General features: G+C 73.1%; 14 protein-coding genes. 2 read left to right on the top strand and 12 right to left on the bottom strand.

Going from position 1 to position 20848, the window contains the following annotated elements; all coding sequences use genetic code 11:
• Nucleotides 1–72: 72 nt before the first annotated feature.
• The 11 genes from ACWCWD_RS14775 to ACWCWD_RS14725 form a co-directional block, all read right to left on the bottom strand.
• The gene (locus ACWCWD_RS14775; RefSeq protein WP_450772980.1) at nt 73–636 is read right to left on the bottom strand and encodes a GNAT family N-acetyltransferase; all 564 of its coding nucleotides are present in this window, start codon (nt 634–636) and stop codon (nt 73–75) included.
• 27 nt (nt 637–663) lie between these two features.
• Complete coding sequence (locus ACWCWD_RS14770) at nt 664–1431, bottom strand: DUF1684 domain-containing protein (RefSeq protein ID WP_450772978.1); 768 nt, start codon at nt 1429–1431, stop codon at nt 664–666.
• Between the two features lie 243 nt (nt 1432–1674).
• Nucleotides 1675–2517, bottom strand: a complete 843-nt coding sequence (locus ACWCWD_RS14765; protein WP_327180184.1) for a GNAT family N-acetyltransferase — start codon at nt 2515–2517, stop codon at nt 1675–1677.
• A 202-nt stretch (nt 2518–2719) separates the two neighbouring features.
• On the bottom strand, nt 2720–3874 hold the full coding sequence (ispG, locus tag ACWCWD_RS14760) for a flavodoxin-dependent (E)-4-hydroxy-3-methylbut-2-enyl-diphosphate synthase (RefSeq protein WP_450772977.1): 1155 nt from the start codon (nt 3872–3874) through the stop codon (nt 2720–2722).
• Nucleotides 3875–4061: 187 nt separating this feature from the next.
• Nucleotides 4062–5372: a M50 family metallopeptidase gene (locus ACWCWD_RS14755; RefSeq protein ID WP_450772976.1), complete on the bottom strand. Its 1311-nt coding sequence runs from the start codon at nt 5370–5372 to the stop codon at nt 4062–4064.
• Nucleotides 5369–6622, bottom strand: coding sequence for a 1-deoxy-D-xylulose-5-phosphate reductoisomerase (gene dxr, locus ACWCWD_RS14750; protein ID WP_450772974.1), 1254 nt, complete (start codon nt 6620–6622; stop codon nt 5369–5371). Before dxr ends, ACWCWD_RS14755 begins: the two co-directional genes overlap by 4 nt.
• Before the next feature lie 98 nt (nt 6623–6720).
• Nucleotides 6721–7968, bottom strand: coding sequence for a 3-phosphoshikimate 1-carboxyvinyltransferase (aroA, locus tag ACWCWD_RS14745; protein WP_450772972.1), 1248 nt, complete (start codon nt 7966–7968; stop codon nt 6721–6723).
• Between the two features lie 78 nt (nt 7969–8046).
• Nucleotides 8047–10059: an acyl-CoA dehydrogenase family protein gene (locus ACWCWD_RS14740; RefSeq protein WP_450772971.1), complete on the bottom strand. Its 2013-nt coding sequence runs from the start codon at nt 10057–10059 to the stop codon at nt 8047–8049.
• A 212-nt stretch (nt 10060–10271) separates the two neighbouring features.
• The gene (locus ACWCWD_RS14735) at nt 10272–11717 is read right to left on the bottom strand and encodes an aldehyde dehydrogenase family protein (RefSeq protein ID WP_450772969.1); all 1446 of its coding nucleotides are present in this window, start codon (nt 11715–11717) and stop codon (nt 10272–10274) included.
• Between the two features lie 291 nt (nt 11718–12008).
• On the bottom strand, nt 12009–13598 hold the full coding sequence (locus tag ACWCWD_RS14730; RefSeq protein ID WP_450772967.1) for a PucR family transcriptional regulator: 1590 nt from the start codon (nt 13596–13598) through the stop codon (nt 12009–12011).
• A gap of 225 nt (nt 13599–13823) precedes the next feature.
• A complete protein-coding gene (locus tag ACWCWD_RS14725) occupies nt 13824–16193 on the bottom strand; it encodes an ATP/GTP-binding protein (RefSeq protein WP_450772965.1) in 2370 nt (789 codons plus the stop codon).
• Nucleotides 16194–16584: 391 nt separating this feature from the next.
• Between ACWCWD_RS14725 and gabT the strand changes: the two genes are divergently transcribed.
• Nucleotides 16585–17925: a 4-aminobutyrate--2-oxoglutarate transaminase gene (gene gabT, locus ACWCWD_RS14720; RefSeq protein WP_450772964.1), complete on the top strand. Its 1341-nt coding sequence runs from the start codon at nt 16585–16587 to the stop codon at nt 17923–17925.
• A 148-nt stretch (nt 17926–18073) separates the two neighbouring features.
• Entirely contained in the window at nt 18074–18934 is an 861-nt protein-coding gene (locus ACWCWD_RS14715; RefSeq protein ID WP_450772963.1) for a phosphatase PAP2 family protein, read from the top strand.
• On the opposite strand, the gene ACWCWD_RS14710 is transcribed toward ACWCWD_RS14715, so the two are convergent.
• Nucleotides 18922–20751, bottom strand: coding sequence for a chitinase (locus tag ACWCWD_RS14710; protein WP_450772961.1), 1830 nt, complete (start codon nt 20749–20751; stop codon nt 18922–18924). The two genes, ACWCWD_RS14715 and ACWCWD_RS14710, sit on opposite strands and share 13 nt — an antisense overlap.
• Nucleotides 20752–20848 lie beyond the last annotated feature (97 nt).

The raw sequence follows: 20848 nt of genomic DNA, 5'->3' as shown, positions 1-20848 counted from the left end.
ACCCCCGAAGGTGATGGGGCCGAGATTAGCCGGGTCGCCCGCGCGGGCGGAAATCCGTTCAGATTCCGCGGTTCAGATTCCGCGGCGCAGGGGAAGCGGGGCTCCCATCACCGCGTACGGCTGCGGAGCGCTGGGGAAGACGACCCGGCGGGCGAGGTCGCGGTAGCCGAGGGCGCGGTAGAGACCGCGGGCCGGGCTGTCGGTGTCGATGGCCGAGAGGATGGAGCGCGGCTCGGCGGCGGAGTCGGTCAGCCCGGTGATGAGCGCGCGGCCGATGCCGTGCTGCTGGTAGTCGGGGTGGACGTGGAGTTCGGTGATGACGAAGGAGTCGTCGAGCCACTCCTCGGTACCGGCGGCGCGCAGATAGGGCTCGACCACCCCCGACCACCAGTGGGCGCGGTCGTTGGGCAGCCCGTAGACGAAGCCGAGCAGCCGGCCCGAGGGTGCGGTGGCGCCCAGCGCGCGGGCGCCGGGGAGGGTGAGGTGGCGCAGCACGATCTGGCGGCGCACGGCGACCTCGCCGGGGCCGAGTCCGAAGGCGAGGGCCTGCACCTGGAGCGCCTCGTCCACGCGGGACGCGAGGTCGAGCGGACCGATCAGGGGTGGTTCGCTGAGGTCTCCGGGAAAGTGCGGCATGGCACGGGAGACTACTCCGCCCGGTATTCAGTGCGGCGGGGTGCCGGGTTCCTTGGTGACGGGGAGCTTCTCGCCGGCTTCGACGGGCAGGTGGAGGCGGTTCTGCCGGGGCGGCATCGGGCAGTTGTACTGGTCGGAGAAGCCGCAGGGCGGCACGAAGGCGCGGTTGAAGTCGAGGGTGACCCGGTCGCTCCCGGTCTCGTGCGGGACGAAGAGGAAGCGTCCGGCGCCGTAGGTGGAGTCCCCGTTGGTGGGGTCGCCGAAGACCAGCAGCAGGGTGCCGTCGTCGTCGAAGGCGCTCAGGGTGTACGGCGTGCCGTCCACGGTGAGGGTGATGTCGCCGGGGACGACCAGGTCGCGGGTGCCGCCGTTGTCGCGGATGTGCTCGAACGCGACCTTGCGGGCGCCTTCGACGGGGGTGTACGCGGCGTCGAGCACCCAGGCCGGGTCGTACGGGAAGGTGTCGATCCGCTCGAAGGAGTGGATCGCGGGAGCCTCGGCGTCCCAGAAGCGGAGGAAGTGTTCGGGGGCCCCGCTGACCGGTTCGGTCCGCTCGACGACCGTCACCGTGACGCTCTCGGGCAGCCCCTCCCCGGCCGCGACGGGGTCGGGCACCTCTCCGCGGGCCACCGGGCGGGTCTCCACCAGGGCGAGGTTGCCGGTGGGGGCGGTGACGGAGGCGCGACGCTCCTCGCGCCACGCCTCCCAGGCCGTACGGGCGTCCGATCCCGCCGGGGCGGCGGCGGTGACGGGCGGGGCGGCGTGGTCGTCGGCGGGGGGCGCGGTCTCGGTCATCGGCGGGCTCATTCGCGTCGGAGGGCGGCGGCGTCCCGGACGTGCCGGTCCGCGGCCCTCAGCGGTCCCCCTGCCGACTATAAGTCGACTTGGCGACACTCACCCGGGCCGGGGACCGTCCGGCCCGGCCCTGCGGGGTGCGCGCTCGCGGGCCGGGTTTCACGGGCCGGGTGTTTCGCGCGCCGGGTGCGGGGCGGGGCGGACGCGGAGCGGGGCGGGTACGGAGCGGGGCGGCCCGGCCCGTCAGAACAGGACGCTCATGAAGGCGCCGGTCTCCCGGAAGCCGACCCGGCTGTACGCCCTGCGGGCCGCGGTGTTGAAGTCGTTCACGTACAGGCTGACCAGCGGGGCCACGTCGGCCAGCGCGTGGTTGAGCACGGCGGACATCCCCGTCTCGGAGAGGCGGCGGCCGCGGAACTCCGGGGCGACCCAGACCCCCTGGATCTGGCAGGCCCGGTCGGTCGCGGCGCCGATCTCGGCCTTGAAGACCACCTTGCCGTCGTCGATGCGGGCGAAGGAGCGGCCCGCGCCGATGAGTTCGGCGACCCGCGCCTGGTAGAGCAGTCCGCCGTCGCCGGCGAGCGGGGAGACCCCGACCTCCTCGGTGAACATCGCCACGCAGGCGGGCAGGATCACGTCCATCTCGTCCTTGCGGATCCGGCGGACGTACGGGTCGGGGTCCACGGTGGTGGAGGGCCGGTCGGTGACCATCAGCGGCTGGTTGGCGCGGACCTCGCGGGCGGGTCCCCAGCCGGGTTCGAGCAGGCGCCACAGCAGGGCGGTGGATTCGACGGGCCCGACGATGGAGGAGCAGCGGCGCCCGGCCCTGCGGGCGCGGTCGGCGAAGGCGCGTACGGCCTCGGGTCCCGCGCAGATGGGGACGAGGTTGGCACCGGAGTAGCAGAGCGAGCGGAGCATCCCGTCCGCGTACCAGCCCCACATCTCGCCGCCCAGCCGCCACGGGTCGAGCCCGGCGATCTGGACACGGGAGGTCACGAAAGCGTTGGCCACGGGGTCGCTCTCCAGAATGGCCAGAGCGGCGCCGAGGTCACTGGGTTCGAGGACCCGGGTGGTGGTGTGCGTCAACACGAGGGGGCCTCACCATACGGTCTGCTGATTTCCGCACTGTACCCAACAAGGCTGTGGGGCGCCGCCCGCATCCGCAGGCCGGGCAGTGCACCGCACGGAGTCGGCCACGGGAACGCCGCCGCGCCCCGCCCGGACGGTGTCGTCCTGGCGGGGCGCGGAAGGTTCGGGTGCGCCGGGCCGGCCCGGCGCGCTCCGGTCGTCAGCTGACGGCGACCTGCGGCTCGCCCGAGGCGATGCCGTCCTTCTCCATCTGCTCGGCGATCTTCAGCGCCTCTTCGATGAGGGTCTCGACGATCTTCGACTCGGGGACGGTCTTGATGATCTCGCCCTTCACGAAGATCTGGCCCTTGCCGTTGCCGGAGGCGACACCGAGGTCGGCCTCGCGGGCCTCGCCCGGGCCGTTCACGACGCAGCCCATGACGGCGACGCGCAGCGGCACCTCCATGCCTTCGAGGCCGGCGCTGACCTGGTCCGCGAGCTTGTACACGTCGACCTGGGCGCGACCGCAGGACGGGCAGGAGACGATCTCCAGGCGGCGCTGCTTGAGGTTGAGGGACTCCAGGATCTGGAGGCCGACCTTGACCTCCTCGGCCGGCGGGGCCGAGAGGGAGACGCGGATGGTGTCGCCGATGCCCTCGGAGAGCAGCGCGCCGAAGGCGACGGCGGACTTGATGGTGCCCTGGAACGCCGGACCGGCCTCGGTGACGCCGAGGTGCAGCGGGTAGTCGCACGCGGCGGCCAGCTGGCGGTAGGCGTTGACCATGACGACCGGGTCGTTGTGCTTGACCGAGATCTTGATGTCCCGGAAGCCGTGCTCCTCGAAGAGGGACGCCTCCCAGAGGGCGGACTCCACCAGGGCCTCGGGGGTGGCCTTGCCGTACTTCTTCAGCAGCCGGGCGTCGAGGGAACCGGCGTTCACGCCGATCCGGATCGGGGTGCCGGCCGCGCTCGCCGCCTTCGCGATCTCCTTGACCTTGTCGTCGAACTGCTTGATGTTGCCCGGGTTCACCCGGACCGCGGCGCAGCCGGCGTCGATGGCGGCGAAGACGTACTTGGGCTGGAAGTGGATGTCGGCGATGACCGGGATCTGCGACTTCCTGGCGATGGTGGCCAGGGCGTCGGCGTCGTCCTGCGTGGGGCACGCCACGCGCACGATCTGACAGCCGGACGCGGTCAGCTCGGCGATCTGCTGGAGCGTGGCGCCGATGTCCGAGGTGCGCGTCGTCGTCATCGACTGCACCGAGATGGGCGCGTCCCCGCCGACGGCCACCGATCCGACCTGGATCTGGCGGCTGACGCGTCGGTCGGCGAGCTTGGTCGGAACGGACGGCATTCCGAGAGAAATCGCAGTCATGCGCTGAGCATCCCCAAGGTGTGGATCGAGGCCCGGAAATCGGCGGGCTACAGCTTTCGAGGTTACGGCACGGGATGTCGGGCGAGCGCATCCCCCGGGTCAAAACACCGGCCGGCGCTCGTCGGGCGGTGCGGCCGGGCGCCACGCGTGCACCCGGCCGGCACTCCTGGTGCGGGTGGGACCGGGGTCAGGTGATCTTGACCGGGTTCACGATGTCGGCGACGAGCACCAGGAGCGTGAAGCAGATGAAGATTCCGGCCACCACGTAGGCGACGGGCATGAGCTTCGCCACGTCGAACGGGCCCGGGTCGGGCCGCTTGAAGACCTTGGCCAGATTGCGGCGCAGCGCCTCCCAGAGGGCGCCCGCGATGTGGCCGCCGTCCAGGGGGAGCAGCGGCAGCATGTTGAAGAGGAAGAGCGAGAGGTTGAAGCCGGCCAGCAGGAACAGCATCATCGCGATCTGGTTCTGCGCGGGAACGTCGAGGGTCATGACCTCGCCGCCGATCCGGGCGGCTCCGACCACGCCCACCGGGGAGTCGTCGGCGCGCTCGCCGCCGTCGAAGGCGGCGTTCCACAGTCCGGGGATCTTGGAGGGCAGGGAGATGATCGAGTCGACGCCGTTCTCGATCATGTCGCCCATCCGCACGACGGAGTCACCGAAGGAGAGGGGCACGATCTCGCTCTTGGCGGCGAAGCCGAGGTAGCCCGCCTCCTCCCACTTGCCCGGGACGGCCTCGCCCTTGTCGTCCTTCTTCACCACGACGTTCTTGGCGAGCACGGCGTGGAGCGTGACGTCCTGGCCGCCCCGCTGGACGGTGATGTCGGCGGGGCCGATGGTCCGGCGGATGAGGTCGGAGAGCTTGTCCCAGTCGTCGACCTTCGTGCCGTCGAAGGCGACGATCTTGTCGCCCTCGTGCAGTCCGGCGGCGAGGGCGGGGGAGACCGGGTCACTGGTCTTGCACTTCTCGCGCTTCTCGCTCTGCTCGATGACGCACTTCTGGACCCCGGCCACCTCGGTGGTCTGGGTCTGGAAGCCGAAGGTCATGGCGACGCCGAGGAAGATCGCGACGGCCAGGACCAGGTTCATGAAGGGGCCGGCGAACATCACGATGACGCGCTTCCACGGCTTGCGCGTGTAGAAGAGGCGGGTCTCGTCGCCGGGTTCGAGCTCCTCGAAGGCGGCGGATCTCGCGTCCTCGATCATGCTGCGCCAGGGCGAGGTGGAACGCGCCTCGATCCTGCCGTCCGGCCCGGGCGGGAACATGCCGATCATCCGGATGTAGCCGCCGGCCGGGATGGCCTTGAAGCCGTACTCGGTGTCGCCCTTCTTGCGCGACCAGATGGTGGGGCCGAAGCCGACCATGTACTGCGGGACCCGGATGCCGAAGAGCTTGGCCGTGGAGAGGTGGCCGAGCTCGTGCCAGGCGATCGAGAACAGCAGCCCCACGACGAAGACGGCGATCCCCAGGACCGTCAGCAGGATCGTGCTCAGACTCATGCGTGCGCCTCCGCCGTCGACTTCGCCGAGAGTTCACGGGCCCGGGCGCGCGCCCAGGTCTCCGCTTCCAGGACGTCCGCGACCGTCAGTGAAGTTCCCGGGGCGGGGGTGCCGTGCTCGGCGACCACCGCGGTGACGGTGTCCATGATGCCGTTGAAGGGGAGCGCGCCGGACAGGAACGCGTCGACGCACTCCTCGTTGGCGGCGTTGAAGACCGCCGGTGCGGTCCCGCCCAGGGCGCCCACGTGCCGGGCGAGGCCGACGGAGGGGAAGGCCTCGGTGTCCAGCGGGAAGAACTCCCAGGTGGATGCCTTGGTCCAGTCGAAGGCCGGGGCGGCGTCCGGGACGCGCTGCGGCCAGCCGAGCCCGACGGCGATGGGCCCCCGCATGTCGGGCGGGGTGGCCTGGGCGAGCGTGGAGCCGTCGGTGAACTCGACCATGGAGTGCACGTACGACTGCGGGTGGACGACGACCTCGATGCGCTCGAACGGGATGTCGTAGAGGAGGTGCGCCTCGATGACCTCCAGCCCCTTGTTGACGAGGGTCGCGGAGTTGATCGTGATGACCGGGCCCATGGCCCAGGTGGGGTGGGCGAGCGCCTGCTCCCGGGTGACGTGGGCGAGTTCGCCGCGCGTACGTCCCCGGAACGGGCCGCCGGACGCGGTGACGACGAGCTTCGCGACGTCGGCGCGGGTGCCGGCGGCGATCGCCTGGAAGAGCGCGGCGTGCTCGGAGTCGACCGGGATGATCTGCCCGGGCGCGGCCAGCGCCTTGACCAGGGGGCCGCCGACGATGAGCGACTCCTTGTTGGCCAGGGCCAGGGTGCGGCCCGCCTTCAGCGCGGCCAGCGTCGGCGCGAGGCCGATGGAGCCGGTGATGCCGTTGAGCACGGTGTGGCACGGGCTCGCGGCGAGGGTGGCGGCGGCGTCGGGGCCGGCCAGGATCTCGGGGAGCGGCTCCCCCGTGCCGTACTCCGCGCGCAGCGCCTCGCGCAGGGCGGGTACGGCGTCCTCGGCGGCGACGGCGACCGTGTCCACCCCGAGCCGGCGTGCCTGGGCGGCGAGCAGGGCGACCCGCCCGCCCGCCGCCGAGAGCGCGGTGACCCGGAAGCGGTCGGGGTTGCGCAGCACCAGGTCGATGGCCTGGGTCCCGATGGACCCGGTGGAGCCGAGGATCACGAGGTCCCGGCGGCCTTCCGTCGCGTCGTGGACGAGATGCGGATCGGCGAGGGGGGCAGGGCTGTCGGTCATGCCCCCCATTGTTGCCGCTCCCGCTGTGCGCGAGGACAGGGCGTCCCGGTCGCGCTTCCCGGATGCGGGGCCGCGGCCCCGCCGGCCGGCCTCCCCCGTCACTTCTCCCGGACCGGCAGCCCCTCGGAGAACTCCGCGAAGACCTGGTGGAAGTCCGGGAAGGTCTTGCGTACGCAGCCCGGGTCGTCGTACGTGGTGCCGGGGTTGCGCAGCGCGGCGACGGCGAAGGACATGACGATGCGGTGGTCGCCGTGGGTGGTGACCTCGACGGGGCGCGGGGTCCCGGGATGGATCTCGATCCAGTCGGGTCCGGTGTGCACGGTGATGCCCATGGCGCGGAGGTTCTCGGCGCACGCCTCCAGCCGGTCGCACTCCTTGACCCGGGTGTTGGCCACGTCCTCGATCCGGACCGGCCCGTCGGCGTACGGGGCGAGGGCGGCGAGCGTCGGCATGGTGTCGGAGATGTCGCGCATGTTGACGGTGATGCCGCGCAGGGTTCCGTCGGAGCGGACCGTGGTGGCGTCCTCGGTGATCGTCACGTCGGCGCCCATCCGCCGCAGTACGTCGACGAAGCGGAGATCGCCCTGGAGGGCGCCGGTGCCGAGGCCGGGGACGGTGACCTCGCCGCCGGTGAGGGCGGCGGCGGCGAAGAAGTAGCTGGCGGTCGAGGCGTCCGGCTCGACGGCGTACGTGGTGGCGCGGTAGCCGCCGGCCGGCACGGTGAAGGTGTTCCCCTCGCGGGCGACATCGACCCCGAAGTCCCGCATCATCGCCAGCGTGATCCCGATGTACGGCGCCGAGACCAGTTCGGTGACGTCGATGGTCAGGCCGGTGGCCGTCAGCGGACCGAGCATCAGCAGGGCGGTGAGGTACTGCGAGGACTCCCCCGCGTCCAGGGTGATCCGGCCGCCCTCGATGCCGGCGGCGTGCACCCGCAGCGGGTGGTGGCCGTCCGCCTCGTCGTGGCGCAGGTCGACGCCGAGGGTGCGCAGCGCCCGGCTGAGCGGGGCGAGCGGGCGGCGCCGCATCTGCGCGGAGGCGTCGAAGCGGTACGTGCCGGAGGGCGCGGCGGAGACGAGGGTGGGCAGGAAGCGGGCCGTGGTCGCGCCGTCGCGGCAGAAGACGTCGGCGTCGGTGACGCCGGGCCCGGACGGGCGGCCCTCGATGTGCCAGCGGTCCGGCTCCTTGGTGACCTCGTAGCCGAGGCGGGTGAGGCCCTCGGTGAACCCTTCGGTGTCGTCCGAACGGAGCGGGTGGAGGAGGGTGGTGGTGCCGTCCGCGGCCGCGGCGAGGAAGAGCGCGCGGGCGGTGACGGACTTCGAGCCGGGAATCTGTATGACGGTCACGGCGGATCATCTTGCCGTACCCGCGCGCACGGCGGGGGCGCGTCCGGCGGATGGACGCGCCCCCGGGGGCCGACGGGCTCAGTTGTAGGGTCGGCGGGCGTTCTCGCCCTGGGCCGGGCCGGGGGTGGCGTCCGCGATCCAGGGGCCGTCCCCGCTGGGGTCGATGACCCCCTCCTCCAGCCAGGTGTACGCACCCGCGAGGACCCGGTCGACCACCCGCCGGTCCAGGTCGTCGGTGTTGGCCCAGAGGCGCCCGAAGAGCTCCTCCGTCCTGAGTGTGGCCTGCCGGCAGAAGGCGTCCGCGAGCTGGTACGCCTCGCGGCCGTGCTCGCCCTGGCCGCGCAGGAGTTCGGCGCGGACGCAGGCGGCGCTCATCGCGAAGAGTTCGGCGCCGATGTCGACGGTCCGGCCCAGGAACCCCTGCTTGGTCTCCATCCGGCCCTGCCAGCGCGACATCGCGTAGAAGGTGGAGCGGGCCAGCCGGCGGGCGGCGCGTTCGGCGTACCGCAGGTGGTGGGAGAGGTCGGGGTGTCCGGCGGGCCGGAACTCCGCGTACGAGCTGGGCAGCTGGCCGGGTCCGGCGACCAGCTTCGGCAGCCAGCGTGCGTAGAAGCCGGCCGCGGCCGCGCCCGCCCTGGCCTTGTCGGCCAGCGGCTTCTCGGGGTCGATGAGGTCGCCGGCCACCTTGAGGTGGGCGTCGACCGCCTCGCGGGCGATCAGCAGATGCATGATCTCGGTCGATCCCTCGAAGATGCGGTTGATCCGCATGTCGCGGAGCATCTGCTCGGCGGGGACGGCCCGTTCACCGCGGGCGGCGAGCGAGTCGGCGGTCTCGAACCCGCGTCCGCCGCGGATCTGCACCAGTTCGTCGGCGATCCGCCAGCCCATCTCGGAGCCGTACAGCTTGGCGAGCGCGGCCTCGATCCGGATGTCGTTGCGGTCCTCGTCGGCCATCTGGGAGGCGAGGTCGACCACGGCCTCCAGCGCGAAGGTGGTGGCGGCGATGAACGAGATCTTCGCGCCGACCGCTTCGTGCCGGGCGACGGGCCTGCCCCACTGTTCGCGGACGGCCGACCATTCGCGGGCGATCTTCAGGGACCATTTGCCGACCCCGACGCACATGGCCGGCAGCGAGAGCCGGCCGGTGTTGAGCGTGGTCAGCGCGATCTTGAGCCCGGCGCCCTCGGGGCCGATGCGGTGGGCGGCGGGCACCCGCACCCCGTGGAAGCGGGTGACGCCGTTCTCGATCCCGCGCAGCCCCATGAAGGCGTTGCGGTGTTCCACGGTGATGCCCGGCGAGTCGGCCTCCACCACGAACGCCGTGATACCGCCCGCGTGGTCCGGGCCCTCGGGCACCCGGGCCATGACGACCAGCAGGTCGGCGACGACCCCGTTGGTGGTCCAGAGCTTCACGCCGTCGAGGACGTAGTCGTCGCCGTCCGGTACGGCGGTGGTGGCGAGCCGGGCGGGGTCGGAGCCGACGTCGGGTTCGGTGAGCAGGAACGCGGAGATGTCGGTACTGGCGAGCCGGGGCAGGAAGGTGTCCTTCTGCTCCTGGGTGCCGAACATCTTCAGCGGCTGCGGTACGCCGATCGACTGGTGGGCCGAGAGCAGCGCGCCGATCGCGGGGCTGGCCGAGCCGGCCAGGGCGAGGGCCCGGTTGTAGTAGACCTGGGTGAGGCCGAGGCCGCCGTACTTCGGGTCGATCTTCATGCCGAGCGCGCCGAGCTTCTTCAGTCCGGCGATCACCTCGTCGGGGATGCGCGCCTCGCGTTCGATGAGGGCGCCGTCGACGTGGGCGAGGCAGAACGCGCGCAGCCGGGCGAGGAACTCCTCGCCCCGCCGGACGTCCTCGCCAGCGGGCAGCGGGTGCGGGTGGATCAGGTCGAGGCGGAGCCGTCCGAGGAAGAGCTCCTTGGCGAAGCTGGGCCGGTGCCAGTCCTGCTCGCGCGCGTCCTCGGCGACCCGGCGCGCCTCGCGCTCGGTCACCCTCGCCTGCGGCGGACGGGAGCGGGAAGCGGCGGAGGTTCTGGCCGTACCGGCCTCGTCGGGGCGTTCGGGAAGGTCCTGCGGGACCTGCGGTGCGGACATGGGGGCTCACCTCTCCGCGGGGCGGATCGGGGGACGGCCTGACGGCGGGTGACCGGCTCCGCGCCCGCGGGGTTGCGGCCGGTGGCACACGTCCGTATCTACCCGATTCGTCCCACCCCCACCACCGCAGCGGCGGGCGCCCGAGCCGCGTACGCCGACGGCCGGAGCCCCCGCACAGTGGGCTCCGGCCGTGGTGACGCGTCAGGACACGCCTACAGGGCGAGGCCGGTCAGGACCAGGACACGCTCGTAGGTGTAGTCGTCCATCGCGAAGCGGACGCCCTCGCGGCCGACGCCGGACTGCTTGGCGCCGCCGTACGGCATCTGGTCGGCGCGGTACGAGGGGACGTCGCCGATGATCACGCCGCCGACCTCCAGCGCGCGGTGGGCGCGGAAGGCGGTCTGCAGGTCGTGGGTGAAGACGCCCGCCTGGAGGCCGTACTTGGAGGAGTTGACGGCCGCGAACGCCTCCGCCTCGCCGTCGACCTTCTGGATCGACAGGACCGGTCCGAAGACCTCCTCGTGGGCGAGGGTGGCCGAGTCGGGGACCCCGGCGAGGACGGTCGGCGCGTAGGTGGCGCCGTCGCGCTCGCCGCCGGTGAGGAGCCGGGCGCCCGCGGCGACGGCCTCGTCGACCCAGGACTCGACGCGCTTGGCCGCGTCCTCGCTGACGAGCGGGCCCACGTCGGTGGCGTCGTCGGAGGGGTCGCCGGTGACCAGGGCCTCCGTGGCGGCGACGATCTTCGGGACGAGGCGGTCGTGGAGCGAGGCGTCGACGATGACCCGCTGCACCGAGATGCAGGACTGGCCGCCCTGGTAGTTGGAGAAGGTCGCGATGCGGCTCGCGGCCCAGTCCAGGTCCTCCTCGGAGGCGTAGTCGCCGAGGACCACGGCCGCGCCGTTGCCGCCGAGCTCCAGCGTGCAGTGCTTGCGCGGCACCGACTCCATGATCGAGTAGCCGACCGGGCCGGAGCCGGTGAAGGAGATCACCGGCAGCCGCTCGTCCTGGACCAGGGCGGGCATCCGGTCGTTCGGGACCGTCAGCACGGACCAGGAACCGGCCGGCAGGTCGGTCTCGGCCAGCAGCTCGCCGAGGATCAGCGAGGAGATCGGGGTGGCCGGGGCGGGCTTGAGGATGATCGGGGCGCCGACGGCGATGGCCGGGGCGACCTTGTGGGCGCTCAGGTTGAGCGGGAAGTTGAACGGCGCGATGCCGAGGACCGTTCCGCGCGGGAAGCGGCGGGTGAGGCCGAGGCGTCCGGTGCCGCCGGCGTCGGTGTCCAGGCGCTGGGAGTCGCCGCCGTTGTACCGGCGGGCCTCCTCGGCGGCGAACCGGAAGACGGAGACGGCACGGCCGACCTCGCCGCGGGCCCACTTGATCGGCTTGCCGTTCTCGGCGGAGATCAGCCGGGCGATCTCCTCGGTGCGCTCCACGAGGCGGCGTACGACGTGGTCGAGCGCGGCGACCCGGACGTGCGCGGGGGTCGCGGCGAACTCCTCGCGCACGGCGTGCGCGGCGGCGACGGCCTCCTCGATCTGCGCGTCGGTCGGCACGCTGACGGTACCGACGAGCCGGCCGTCCCACGGGTTGGTGACGGCGAAGCTGTCCTCGCCGGTGGCCTGGCGGCCGGCCAGCCAGAAGGCGTGGGTGGAAGTCATGGAGGTCCGGCCCTTCGGAGGTCGTCTGGTGCGTGTGATGCCCGTCGCGTGACGTGCGGATGGTGGGGGCGGCTGTCCGTCGTCGCGGTGCCGCCGGACACCACCCGCCCCACCGTAGGGCGGAGCCCGGTCCGTGAGGTTTGTCCGCGATGGAGCAGGCGGCACGGGCGGGGCGCCGAAATGTCGAAGGCGGGGCGGGGCGGGCCGGTGCGGGGCCGTTCCGGGCCGCCGCACGACGGCGCGGCGGACCGGACGTGCCGCCGTCCACACCCGGTCCGCCCGTCGGGTCGCTCAGTCCTCCGCCGTCGGCGAGGACGTCGCCTTCAGCGCCAGCCAGAGTTCCATCCGGGCGTCCGGGTCGTCGAGCGAGCGCCCGAGGATCTCCTCCACCCGCCGCATCCGGTACCGCAGGGTGTGCCGGTGCACCCCCAGGTCGGCGGCGGCCGCGTCCCACTGGCCGTGCCGGGAGAGCCAGGCGCGCAGCGACGCCACCAGGTCGCCCCGGCCCTTGGCGTCGTGCTCGCGCAGGGCGCGGAGCATGCCGTCCGCGAAGGCGCGTACCGCGTCGTCCGCGAGGAGCGGCAGCACCGACCCGGCCGCGAGTTCCTCGTGCTCCACGAGGGCCCTGCCCCGGCGGCGGGCGACCGAGAGCGCCTGTTCGGCCTGCTTGTACGCGGCGGAGACCGCTATCGGCCCGGCGGGGGCGGAGAGTCCCACCACGATCTGCGCCCCCTCCGCGCCGGTGTCCCGCGCCGGCCGGGCGTCCTGCGCCTCCGCGTACGCGGTGCACGCGGCGACCGCCGCACCCCCATCGACGGCCAGCACCACGAGGCGCTCTCCCTCGGGGACCGCGAGGAGCGGTTCGCCGGACCGGGTGGCCGCCGTGTCCAGGGCCTCGGCGAGGGTCTCCGCCACGGCGGTACCGGTCGTACCCGACAGAGCCGCCGGTTCCGCGATCAGCAGCCGGAACGGGGCGTCGAACAGCCCGCCCCAGAGGTCGCCCGCGACGGCCCGCGCGTGGTCCGGCTCCCCGGAGAGCAGCATCCGCAGCACCGCCGCGCCCAGGCGCTGTTCGGCGCCGTGCAGCGCGCGCGAGCGGGCCGTGGTCAGGGTGAGCAGGGCGACGGCCGAGTTGACGGCGTACCGCTCGGCGGTGCCCAGGGCCGCGCCCGTACCGACGGCGAGGACGCCCCGGGCCCGGCGGCCGGTGCCCAGGGTCTGGAGTTCGACCCGGTCCTCGGCGGAGCCCACGACGGCGCTCGACGGCGCGGGCCTCTCCCGCAGCCGGGCCGCGTCGGGGGTGAGCCGGGCGGCCCGGCGGGCGGCCCACTCGGGCGCCACCGCGACGACCGCGCCGGCGGTGTCGTACAGGGCGGCCCAGCCGTCGACGTGCGCGGCGAGCCGGGTCAGCAGCGGGACGGGGCCTTCGGAGGTGAGCGCGGCCCTGGTCAGTTCCCGCTGCGCCTCGAACCCGGCGGTGACCGCGCGGTACTGGTCGGCCGCGATGGCGGCGGATACCGCCTTGCTGATGGCGATGAACGGGGTCGGCCGGGGCACTTCCAGGAGCGGCATCCCCGCCTCCTCGGCCGCGTCCACGAGAGCCGCGGGGACCGCCTCGTGCACGACGCCCACGGCGAAGCCGAGTCCGGCGACCCCGGCGGCGGTCAGCCGCCGCACGTAGCGGCGCATCTCCTCCGGGTTCTCGGCGTCGAGGTTGGCGGCGGTCACGAGCAGCAGTTCACCGCCGTCCATGTACGGAACGGGGTCGGCGAGCTCACTGGCGTGGGCCCAGCGCACCGGGGTGTCGAGCCGGTCCGCCGCCGCGCGGACGCGGAGCTTGAGGGCCGAGTGCTGGACGAGGGAAGCGAGCGTGGGGGGCATGGAACGAAACCCTCGGGGTCGAGTGGGTCGAGTCGGGCCGGGCCGTCGGGAGCCGGCTCGGGTCGGCCGGCTCCGCACTGCGCCGTCCTGTACGAACGGCCACCTCCGATTCTGCCAGGGCGGCACAATCGCCACGCCGTCCCGGCCGAAACCGCCGGGTGCTCGGCCCGCCCACCCGTGCTCAGCTCATCCACGCCCCGTGCTCGGCCGGCCCACCCGTGCGGTTCACCCGCCGAGCTCCACCAGGAGCGGCGGGGCGTGCTCGCCCGCGACGTTCGTCAGCGAGACCACCGCGTGACCGGCCGGCACCGCGTAGGCCAGCTCGGAGGCCGACCACCGTTCCCGCTCGACCCGGCGCACGGTCACCGCGTCGCGGGTCACCGCCTTGCCGGTCACCAGCTTGCGCAGCGCGTGCAGGGCGCGGGTGACGCTCTGGTCGGCGAAGACGGCGTGCTGGGCGACCTCGCGGGTCTCCATCCACTCCTTGCCCCACGCCTCCGAGAAGCGCTTCCCGTCCCAGGTGGTGACCCCGGCGAACGCCATGCTGCACCCGACCGCGCCCAGCAGCGCGGTGTGCAGCCGCTCGGGGACGTCGTCGACGGTCCGCAGGGTGAGCAGCACGCCCGCGTTCACCGAACGGAGCCGGCGGATGCCGCGCACGGTCTCGTCGGTGACGGCCCGGGTCGCGTCGTCCAGGACGAGTCCGAGGAAGAGGGTGCGGTCCGGGCGGGCGGCGGCGACGGCGGTGAACTGGGCGAGGACCAGCCGGGCGAGGAGCCGGGACGCCTCGGCGTGCGCGCGTTCGGGCAGGTCGATCCGGACCCGCAGCGGCAGCTGCTCCATCGACCGCAGGGAGAACGGCGCGGCCTCGGGTCCGGTGACGAAGGAGTCGGCGAGCGCGGGCCGGTCGAGCAGGGCGAGCCGGTCGGCCAGGACCGGGCCGGGGTCGCCGGGTCCGCCGGACTGCCGGGCGCGCGCGTCGAGCTCCCGGAGCATCGCGCGGTGGCCGCCGGCTTCCGCGGCTTCCCGCAGCCCGGCCAGCGCGGCGGGGTGGCCGTCGAGGAGTTCCCGCAGCTCCGGCACGGACGGGAAGGCCCCGTGCACCGCCCGGTACGGGCCGATGAGCTGGGCCAGCACGGTGACGGCCCGGCGTACGTCGACCGTCTCCACGTCTCCGACGAGCCCCTCGGCGAGCACCGCCGCCGCCTCGTCGGGGTCGGTGGTGCCGCCGTACAGGTCGAGGCCGTGGGTGGCCCCCTGGCCGCCGATCCGCACGACGACGTCGTAGAGGTCGTCGGGCCCGAGGTCGGTGCCGCCCCCGCCCACGGCGAGTACGGCGGCCCGCCCGGCGAGCGCCTGGAGGGCGAGGCATTCGACGACCGGGCGCACCAGCCGGGCCGACTTGCCGCTCCCGGGCGGTCCGACCGCCAGCAGCGAGGTGCCGAGCAGGGACGGTTCCAGCGCGACGCCGGAGCCGCGCCGGACGTAGGGGTTGTGCGGGTCGGCGGAGCAGCGGCCGATGCGTACCTGGCCGGTGAGCAGGTCGTGGGCGACGGTCCGGGCGGGAAGGTCGCGGCGGCCGGAGGGGTGCAGGAAGGCGGCGCCGCCCCGGCGCAGCACGGACTCGGTGAAGGAGGGGAGGGCCTCGGGCCGTTGCCGCGCCACGGTCCATGCCTGCCGGAGCCGGGCGCAGTCCACGTCGTTCATCCGTCCGGCCCGGACCTCCGCGGTGAGCGTCTCGGCCGCTTCGGTCTGCCCGGCCGCCCGGAGTTCGGGCCAGCGGGCCGGCGAGCGCTCGGGGTCGGCCGCGCCGGGCCCGGCCGCCGCGCCGTCCGCCGGGGAGGCGGGCTTCCGGCTGGCGGTGAGGAGGGAGCGCCACCCGCCGAGGACGGCGAAGGGGGCGAGCACGGCGAGGGTGATCGCCGCGTACATCCAGTTGGAGGCGGCCTGGCTCTGGAGGAACTGCCCGCCCGCGACGGACACCACGAGCGCGAACACCGGGTCCGCGACCGGAATCGTCTCCTTCCACACCAGGAGCTCCGCGAAGCCGGCGAGCGCCAGCGCGGTCACCGCGCGGAACGGCTGCCCGCGCTCGGCGACGTAGCGGCGGAAGACCTCGGACCAGTTGCCCAGCCGTCCGCAGCCGTAGAGGAGAACGCCGAAGAGGATGCCCTCGTACACGCTGATGGCGTCGCGGCCCTGGATGGTCGCGGGGCTGTTGGTGCCCGCGTACCACCAGTCGCTCGGGGTGAACACCCGCAGGGGCACCAGGCGGTACGGGAGGTAGCCGTTGCGCCAGAGCGACCAGATCAGGATGCCCGCGAGTACGGAGATCAGGGCGCCGGTCAGCAGCTGGCGGCCCTCGGCCTCCTCGGACTTCTCGGGCGGCGGCGGCCGGTGGCCGTACCGCCAGATGCCCGGTTCCTCGGCCGGGCGCGGGGTGCTCAGCCAGACGTCGAGCGGGGGCACCGCGGCGGGAGCGGTGCGGGGGCGGGGCGGGACGGAGGGCGGAGGCGCGGCAGGGGGCGGCCCCACGGGATGCGGTACCCGCCCCGACCGCGTGTCCCGGGCGCCGTACGTGCCGTCGTTCTCCATGAACCGTTCCCCCTGACCAGCCAGGTCCGTCCGCTGCCCCGGCCAATCTAGTGGGCGGGGACGGGGAGTTCAGCAAAGGCGCCCGGATGGTGGGCACGGCGGTACGGGTTTCCCGGAGCGGGGCCGGCCCGCGCGCGGGGCCGGCCGGACGGACGGCGGGGGTGGGACCGGCCCGTACGACCGGCCGGCCCTCTTTGTCCTCCCCGTCCCACGGCTCTGTCCTCCCCGTCCCTCCGCGTCCCGGTTATGTCCGCCACGGACAAGGACACGCCTCCACCACTACCGATCGGAGCATGACCGGCTCCCCCGCGCGCCCCTAGCCTGCAGACAGGAGACGCGTCCGCGCGCACCACCCCCCCCCGTCCGCACCACCACCCCCCAGGAGCCACCCATGTCCGCAATCCCGCAGGAGCGCCGCGTCGTCACCGCGATCCCCGGCCCGAAGTCGGTGGAGCTGCAGGCCCGCCGTGTCGCCGCGGTCGCCGCAGGCGTGGGCTCCACGCTGCCCGTCTTCACCGCGCGCGCCGGTGGCGGGATCATCGAGGACGTGGACGGCAACCGTCTGATCGACTTCGGCTCCGGCATCGCCGTGACGTCCGTGGGCGCCTCCGCCGAGGCCGTCGTGCGCCGCGCCTCCGCGCAGCTCGCCGACTTCACCCACACCTGCTTCATGGTGACGCCGTACGAGGGGTACGTGGAGGTCTGCGAGCAGCTCGCCGAGCTCACCCCGGGCGACCACGCCAAGAAGTCCGCGCTCTTCAACTCGGGCGCCGAGGCCGTCGAGAACGCGGTGAAGATCGCCCGCGCGTACACCAAGCGCACCGCGGTGGTCGTCTTCGACCACGGCTACCACGGCCGGACGAACCTCACCATGGCGCTGACGGCGAAGAACATGCCGTACAAGCAGGGCTTCGGTCCGTTCGCCCCCGAGGTCTACCGCGTCCCGGTCGCGTACGGCTACCGCTGGCCGACCGGCGCCGAGAACGCCGGCGCCGAGGCGTCCGCGCAGGCCATCGACGAGATCACCAAGCAGATCGGCGCGGAGAACGTCGCGGCGATCATCATCGAGCCGGTGCTCGGCGAGGGTGGCTTCATCGAGCCGGCCAAGGGCTTCCTGCCGGCCATCGCGCAGTTCGCCAAGGACAACGGGATCGTCTTCGTCGCCGACGAGATCCAGTCCGGCTTCTGCCGCACCGGCCAGTGGTTCGCCTGTGAGGACGAGGGCATCGTCCCGGACCTGATCACCACCGCCAAGGGCATCGCGGGCGGTCTGCCGCTCTCCGCCGTGACGGGCCGCGCCGAGATCATGGACGCCGCGCACGCGGGCGGCCTCGGCGGTACGTACGGCGGCAACCCGGTCGCCTGTGCCGGTGCGCTCGGCGCGATCGAGACCATGCGCGAGCTGGACCTGAACGGGAAGGCCAAGCGCATCGAGGAGGTCATGAAGGACCGCCTCTCCGCGATGCGGGACAAGCTGCCGAACGGCGACATCATCGGCGACATCCGCGGCCGCGGCGCCATGATCGCCATCGAGCTGGTGAAGTCGGGTTCCAAGGAGCCGCACGCGGAGGCCGCGGGCAAGCTGGCGAAGGCCTGCCACGCCGAGGGCCTGCTGGTGCTGACCTGTGGCACCTACGGCAACGTGCTGCGCTTCCTGCCGCCGCTGGTCATCGGCGAGGACCTGCTGAACGAGGGTCTCGACATCATCGAACAGTCCTTCGCGACCCTCTGATCCGTGCGAACGCGAACCCCCTGCGGAGAGCCTCTTCCAGGGGATTCGCGGCAGGGGAGTGAGGGCCTGTGAAGAAGGTGTGCGGGGGCGATGGCGGGATCCCGTGGCGTCTGTCCTCCGGGCGCCCTCTGCCGTACGGTTTCGGCAGATGAGAGAAACACCCCGTCCGCAGGAATCCGCGGACAGCACCGGGCCGGAGCTTCCCCAGCGCCTGTCCGGTGGCGCCTCGGCGCGCACCACTGGAGCCTCCGGCTCCGGAACTCCTCACCGATCGGACGGCCGCCCGCCCCACACCCCCCGGGGCGCGCGGCGGACCGATCCGGCCGGCCGTCCCGGAACAACCCCCCCTGTTCCCCGGCGGCCGGCCCTCCTTTTCTCCTGGATCGGCCTGATGGCGGTCCTCTTCGCGCTGACCACCTGGCAGGTGGTGGCCGCCGGCCCGTTGCTGCGGCTCGACGAGCGTGTCGGCAAGGAACTCATCGGCCACGGCCCCGCCGGGGTCGCCCAGGTCTTCTCCGATCTCGGCGGGATGCCGGTCGCCCTGCCGGTCCTCGCGCTCACGCTGCTGTACGCGCTGTGGCGCGGCGCCCGGGGCACCGTGCTGATCGCGGCGCTCACCATGGTGGCGGTGCCGCTCGTGGTCGTACCGATGAAGCTCTGGACCGACCGGCAGGGACCGCTGGTGCCGTACACCGGCTACTACCCGTCCGGCCATACGGCGACGGCCGCGGTGGCGTACGGGGCGTCGGCCCTGCTCCTGATGGCGTACACGCCCCGGCGCTGGATGGCGCCCGTCGCCGCCGCCCTGCTGACGGCGGCGACGGGCGCCGGTCTGATGCTGCGGGGCTACCACTGGCCGCTCGACGTGCTCGGCAGCCTGTGGCTGAGCGGTCTGCTGCTCGTCCCGCTGTGGTGCGCCCGGCACCGGACCGGGCGGCCCGGTGCTGGTGGAGCCCCGGCCGGGGAGGGGACCACGGCCGGGGACCGGGGTCCGGATCAGCCGAAGTAGGCGTCGAAGTTCCGGGAGAACTCGCCGTTGTTGAAGCGGTCCCAGTTGATCGACCAGGTCATCAGGCCGCGCAGCCCCGGCCAGGTGCCGTGGGTCTGATAGGTCCCGCAGTCGGTCTTCTTCGTCAGGCAGTTCAGCGTCTTGGTGACCTCGGCGGGGGTGGTGTACCCGTTGCCGGCCTGGGTGGAGGCGGGGAGGCCGACGGCGATCTGGTCGGGCCGGAGCGCCGGGAAGAACTTCGTCTGGTCGCCGGCGACCGGGAAGCCGGTGAGCATCATGTCGGTCATGGCGATGTGGAAGTCGGCGCCGCCCATCGAGTGGTACTGGTTGTCCAGGCCCATGATGGAGCCCGAGTTGTAGTCCTGGACGTGCAGCAGGGTGAGGTCGTCGCGCAGGGCGTGGATCACCGGCAGGTAGGCACCGGCGCGCGGGTCCTGGCCGCCCCAGGGGCCCGATCCGTAGTACTGGTAGCCGAGCTGGACGAAGAAGGTCTCCGGCGCCATGGTGAGCACGAAGTCGGAACCGTACTTGGCCTTGAGGGTCTTCACCGCCGCGATCAGGTTGACGATGGCGGGCGTCGTGGGCGAGCGGAAGTCGGTGTCGCCGGTGTTCAGCGAGAGGGAGTGCCCCTCGAAGTCGATGTCCAGGCCGTCCAGACCGTAGGTGTCGATGATCTTGGACACCGAGGTGACGAAGGCGTCCCGGGCGGCGGTGGTGGTGAGCTGGACCTGGCCGTTCTGGCCGCCGATCGAGATCAGCACCTTCTTGCCGGCCGCCTGCTTGGCGGCGATGGCCGCCTTGAACTCGGCCTCCGACTCGACGTTCGGGCACTCGGTGACCGGGCAGAGCGAGAAGCGGATGTCGCCCGAGGTGACGGAGGTCGGCTCGCCGAAGGCGAGGTCGATGACGTCCCAGGAGTCGGGCACGTCGGCCATCCGGGTGTAGCCGGAGCCGTTGGCGAAGCTGGAGTGGAGGTAGCCGACGAGCGCGTGCGCGGGCAGCCCGGCGCTGTTCCCGCCGCCGGTGGAGCCGGTGGCGGCGGTCGTCACGGCGACGGCGGCGGACTTCGCCGACTCACCGGCCGAGTTGGTGGCGGTGACCTGGAAGCTGTACGCCGTGGAGGCGGTGAGGCCGGTCACGGTGGTGGAGGTTCCGGTGACCGAGGCGACCTTCGTACCGCCGCGGTAGACCTGGTAGCCGGTGGCGCCGGAGGAGGCCGTCCAGGACAGCGGTACGGAGGTGGCGGTCGGGGTGCCGGCCGTCAGTCCGGTGGGGGCGGCGGGCACGGTGACCGGGGCACCGCCGGGGCCGACCAGGCTGAGGTCGTCCACGTAGTACGCGGAGGTGCCGTACCAGCCGTGGGTCCAGATGTTGACGGACGTGGTGGCGGAGCCGGTGGTGAAGGTGGTGGTGAGCTGCTTCCACGCGCCGGAGGACTGGGTCCAGGTGGAGACGTCGGTGGTGCCGGTGCCGGTCGCGCCGAGGTAGACGTAGTCGCCCTGGACCCAGGCGCTCAGCGTGTACGTGGAGCCGGGCTTCACCGTGACGGTCTGGGCGCAGTTGGCGTAGTCGCTGCCGGCCGGGGTCGCCTTCAGCGCGGAGGTGCCGCCGTGGACGGGCGTACCGACGACGGCTCCGCTCCCGGCCGAGCAGGTCCAGTCGGTCAGGCCCGACTCGAATCCGCCGTTGCGCGCCAGATCGGTGTCGGCGGCCGAGGCCGCCGGGGCGACGGCGGCGAGGGCACCGGCCGCCAGCAGGGTCACGGAAAAGGCGGCCAGAACTCTGGTGAATCGGGCAGGACATCGCGTGCGTTCCACAACTGCCTCCGTACGAGGGGGGAATGGGGCGGCGCGCACAACATGGTCCAGACCAATCGAGTTGTCAAGACCACTGGCGGCGGCACCTCCCGCCACC

Source organism: Streptomyces sp. NPDC001493 (assembly GCF_053597235.1).
The sequence above is the reverse complement of the archived record's forward strand: the minus strand, read 5'-3'. Positions and strand labels throughout refer to the sequence as shown.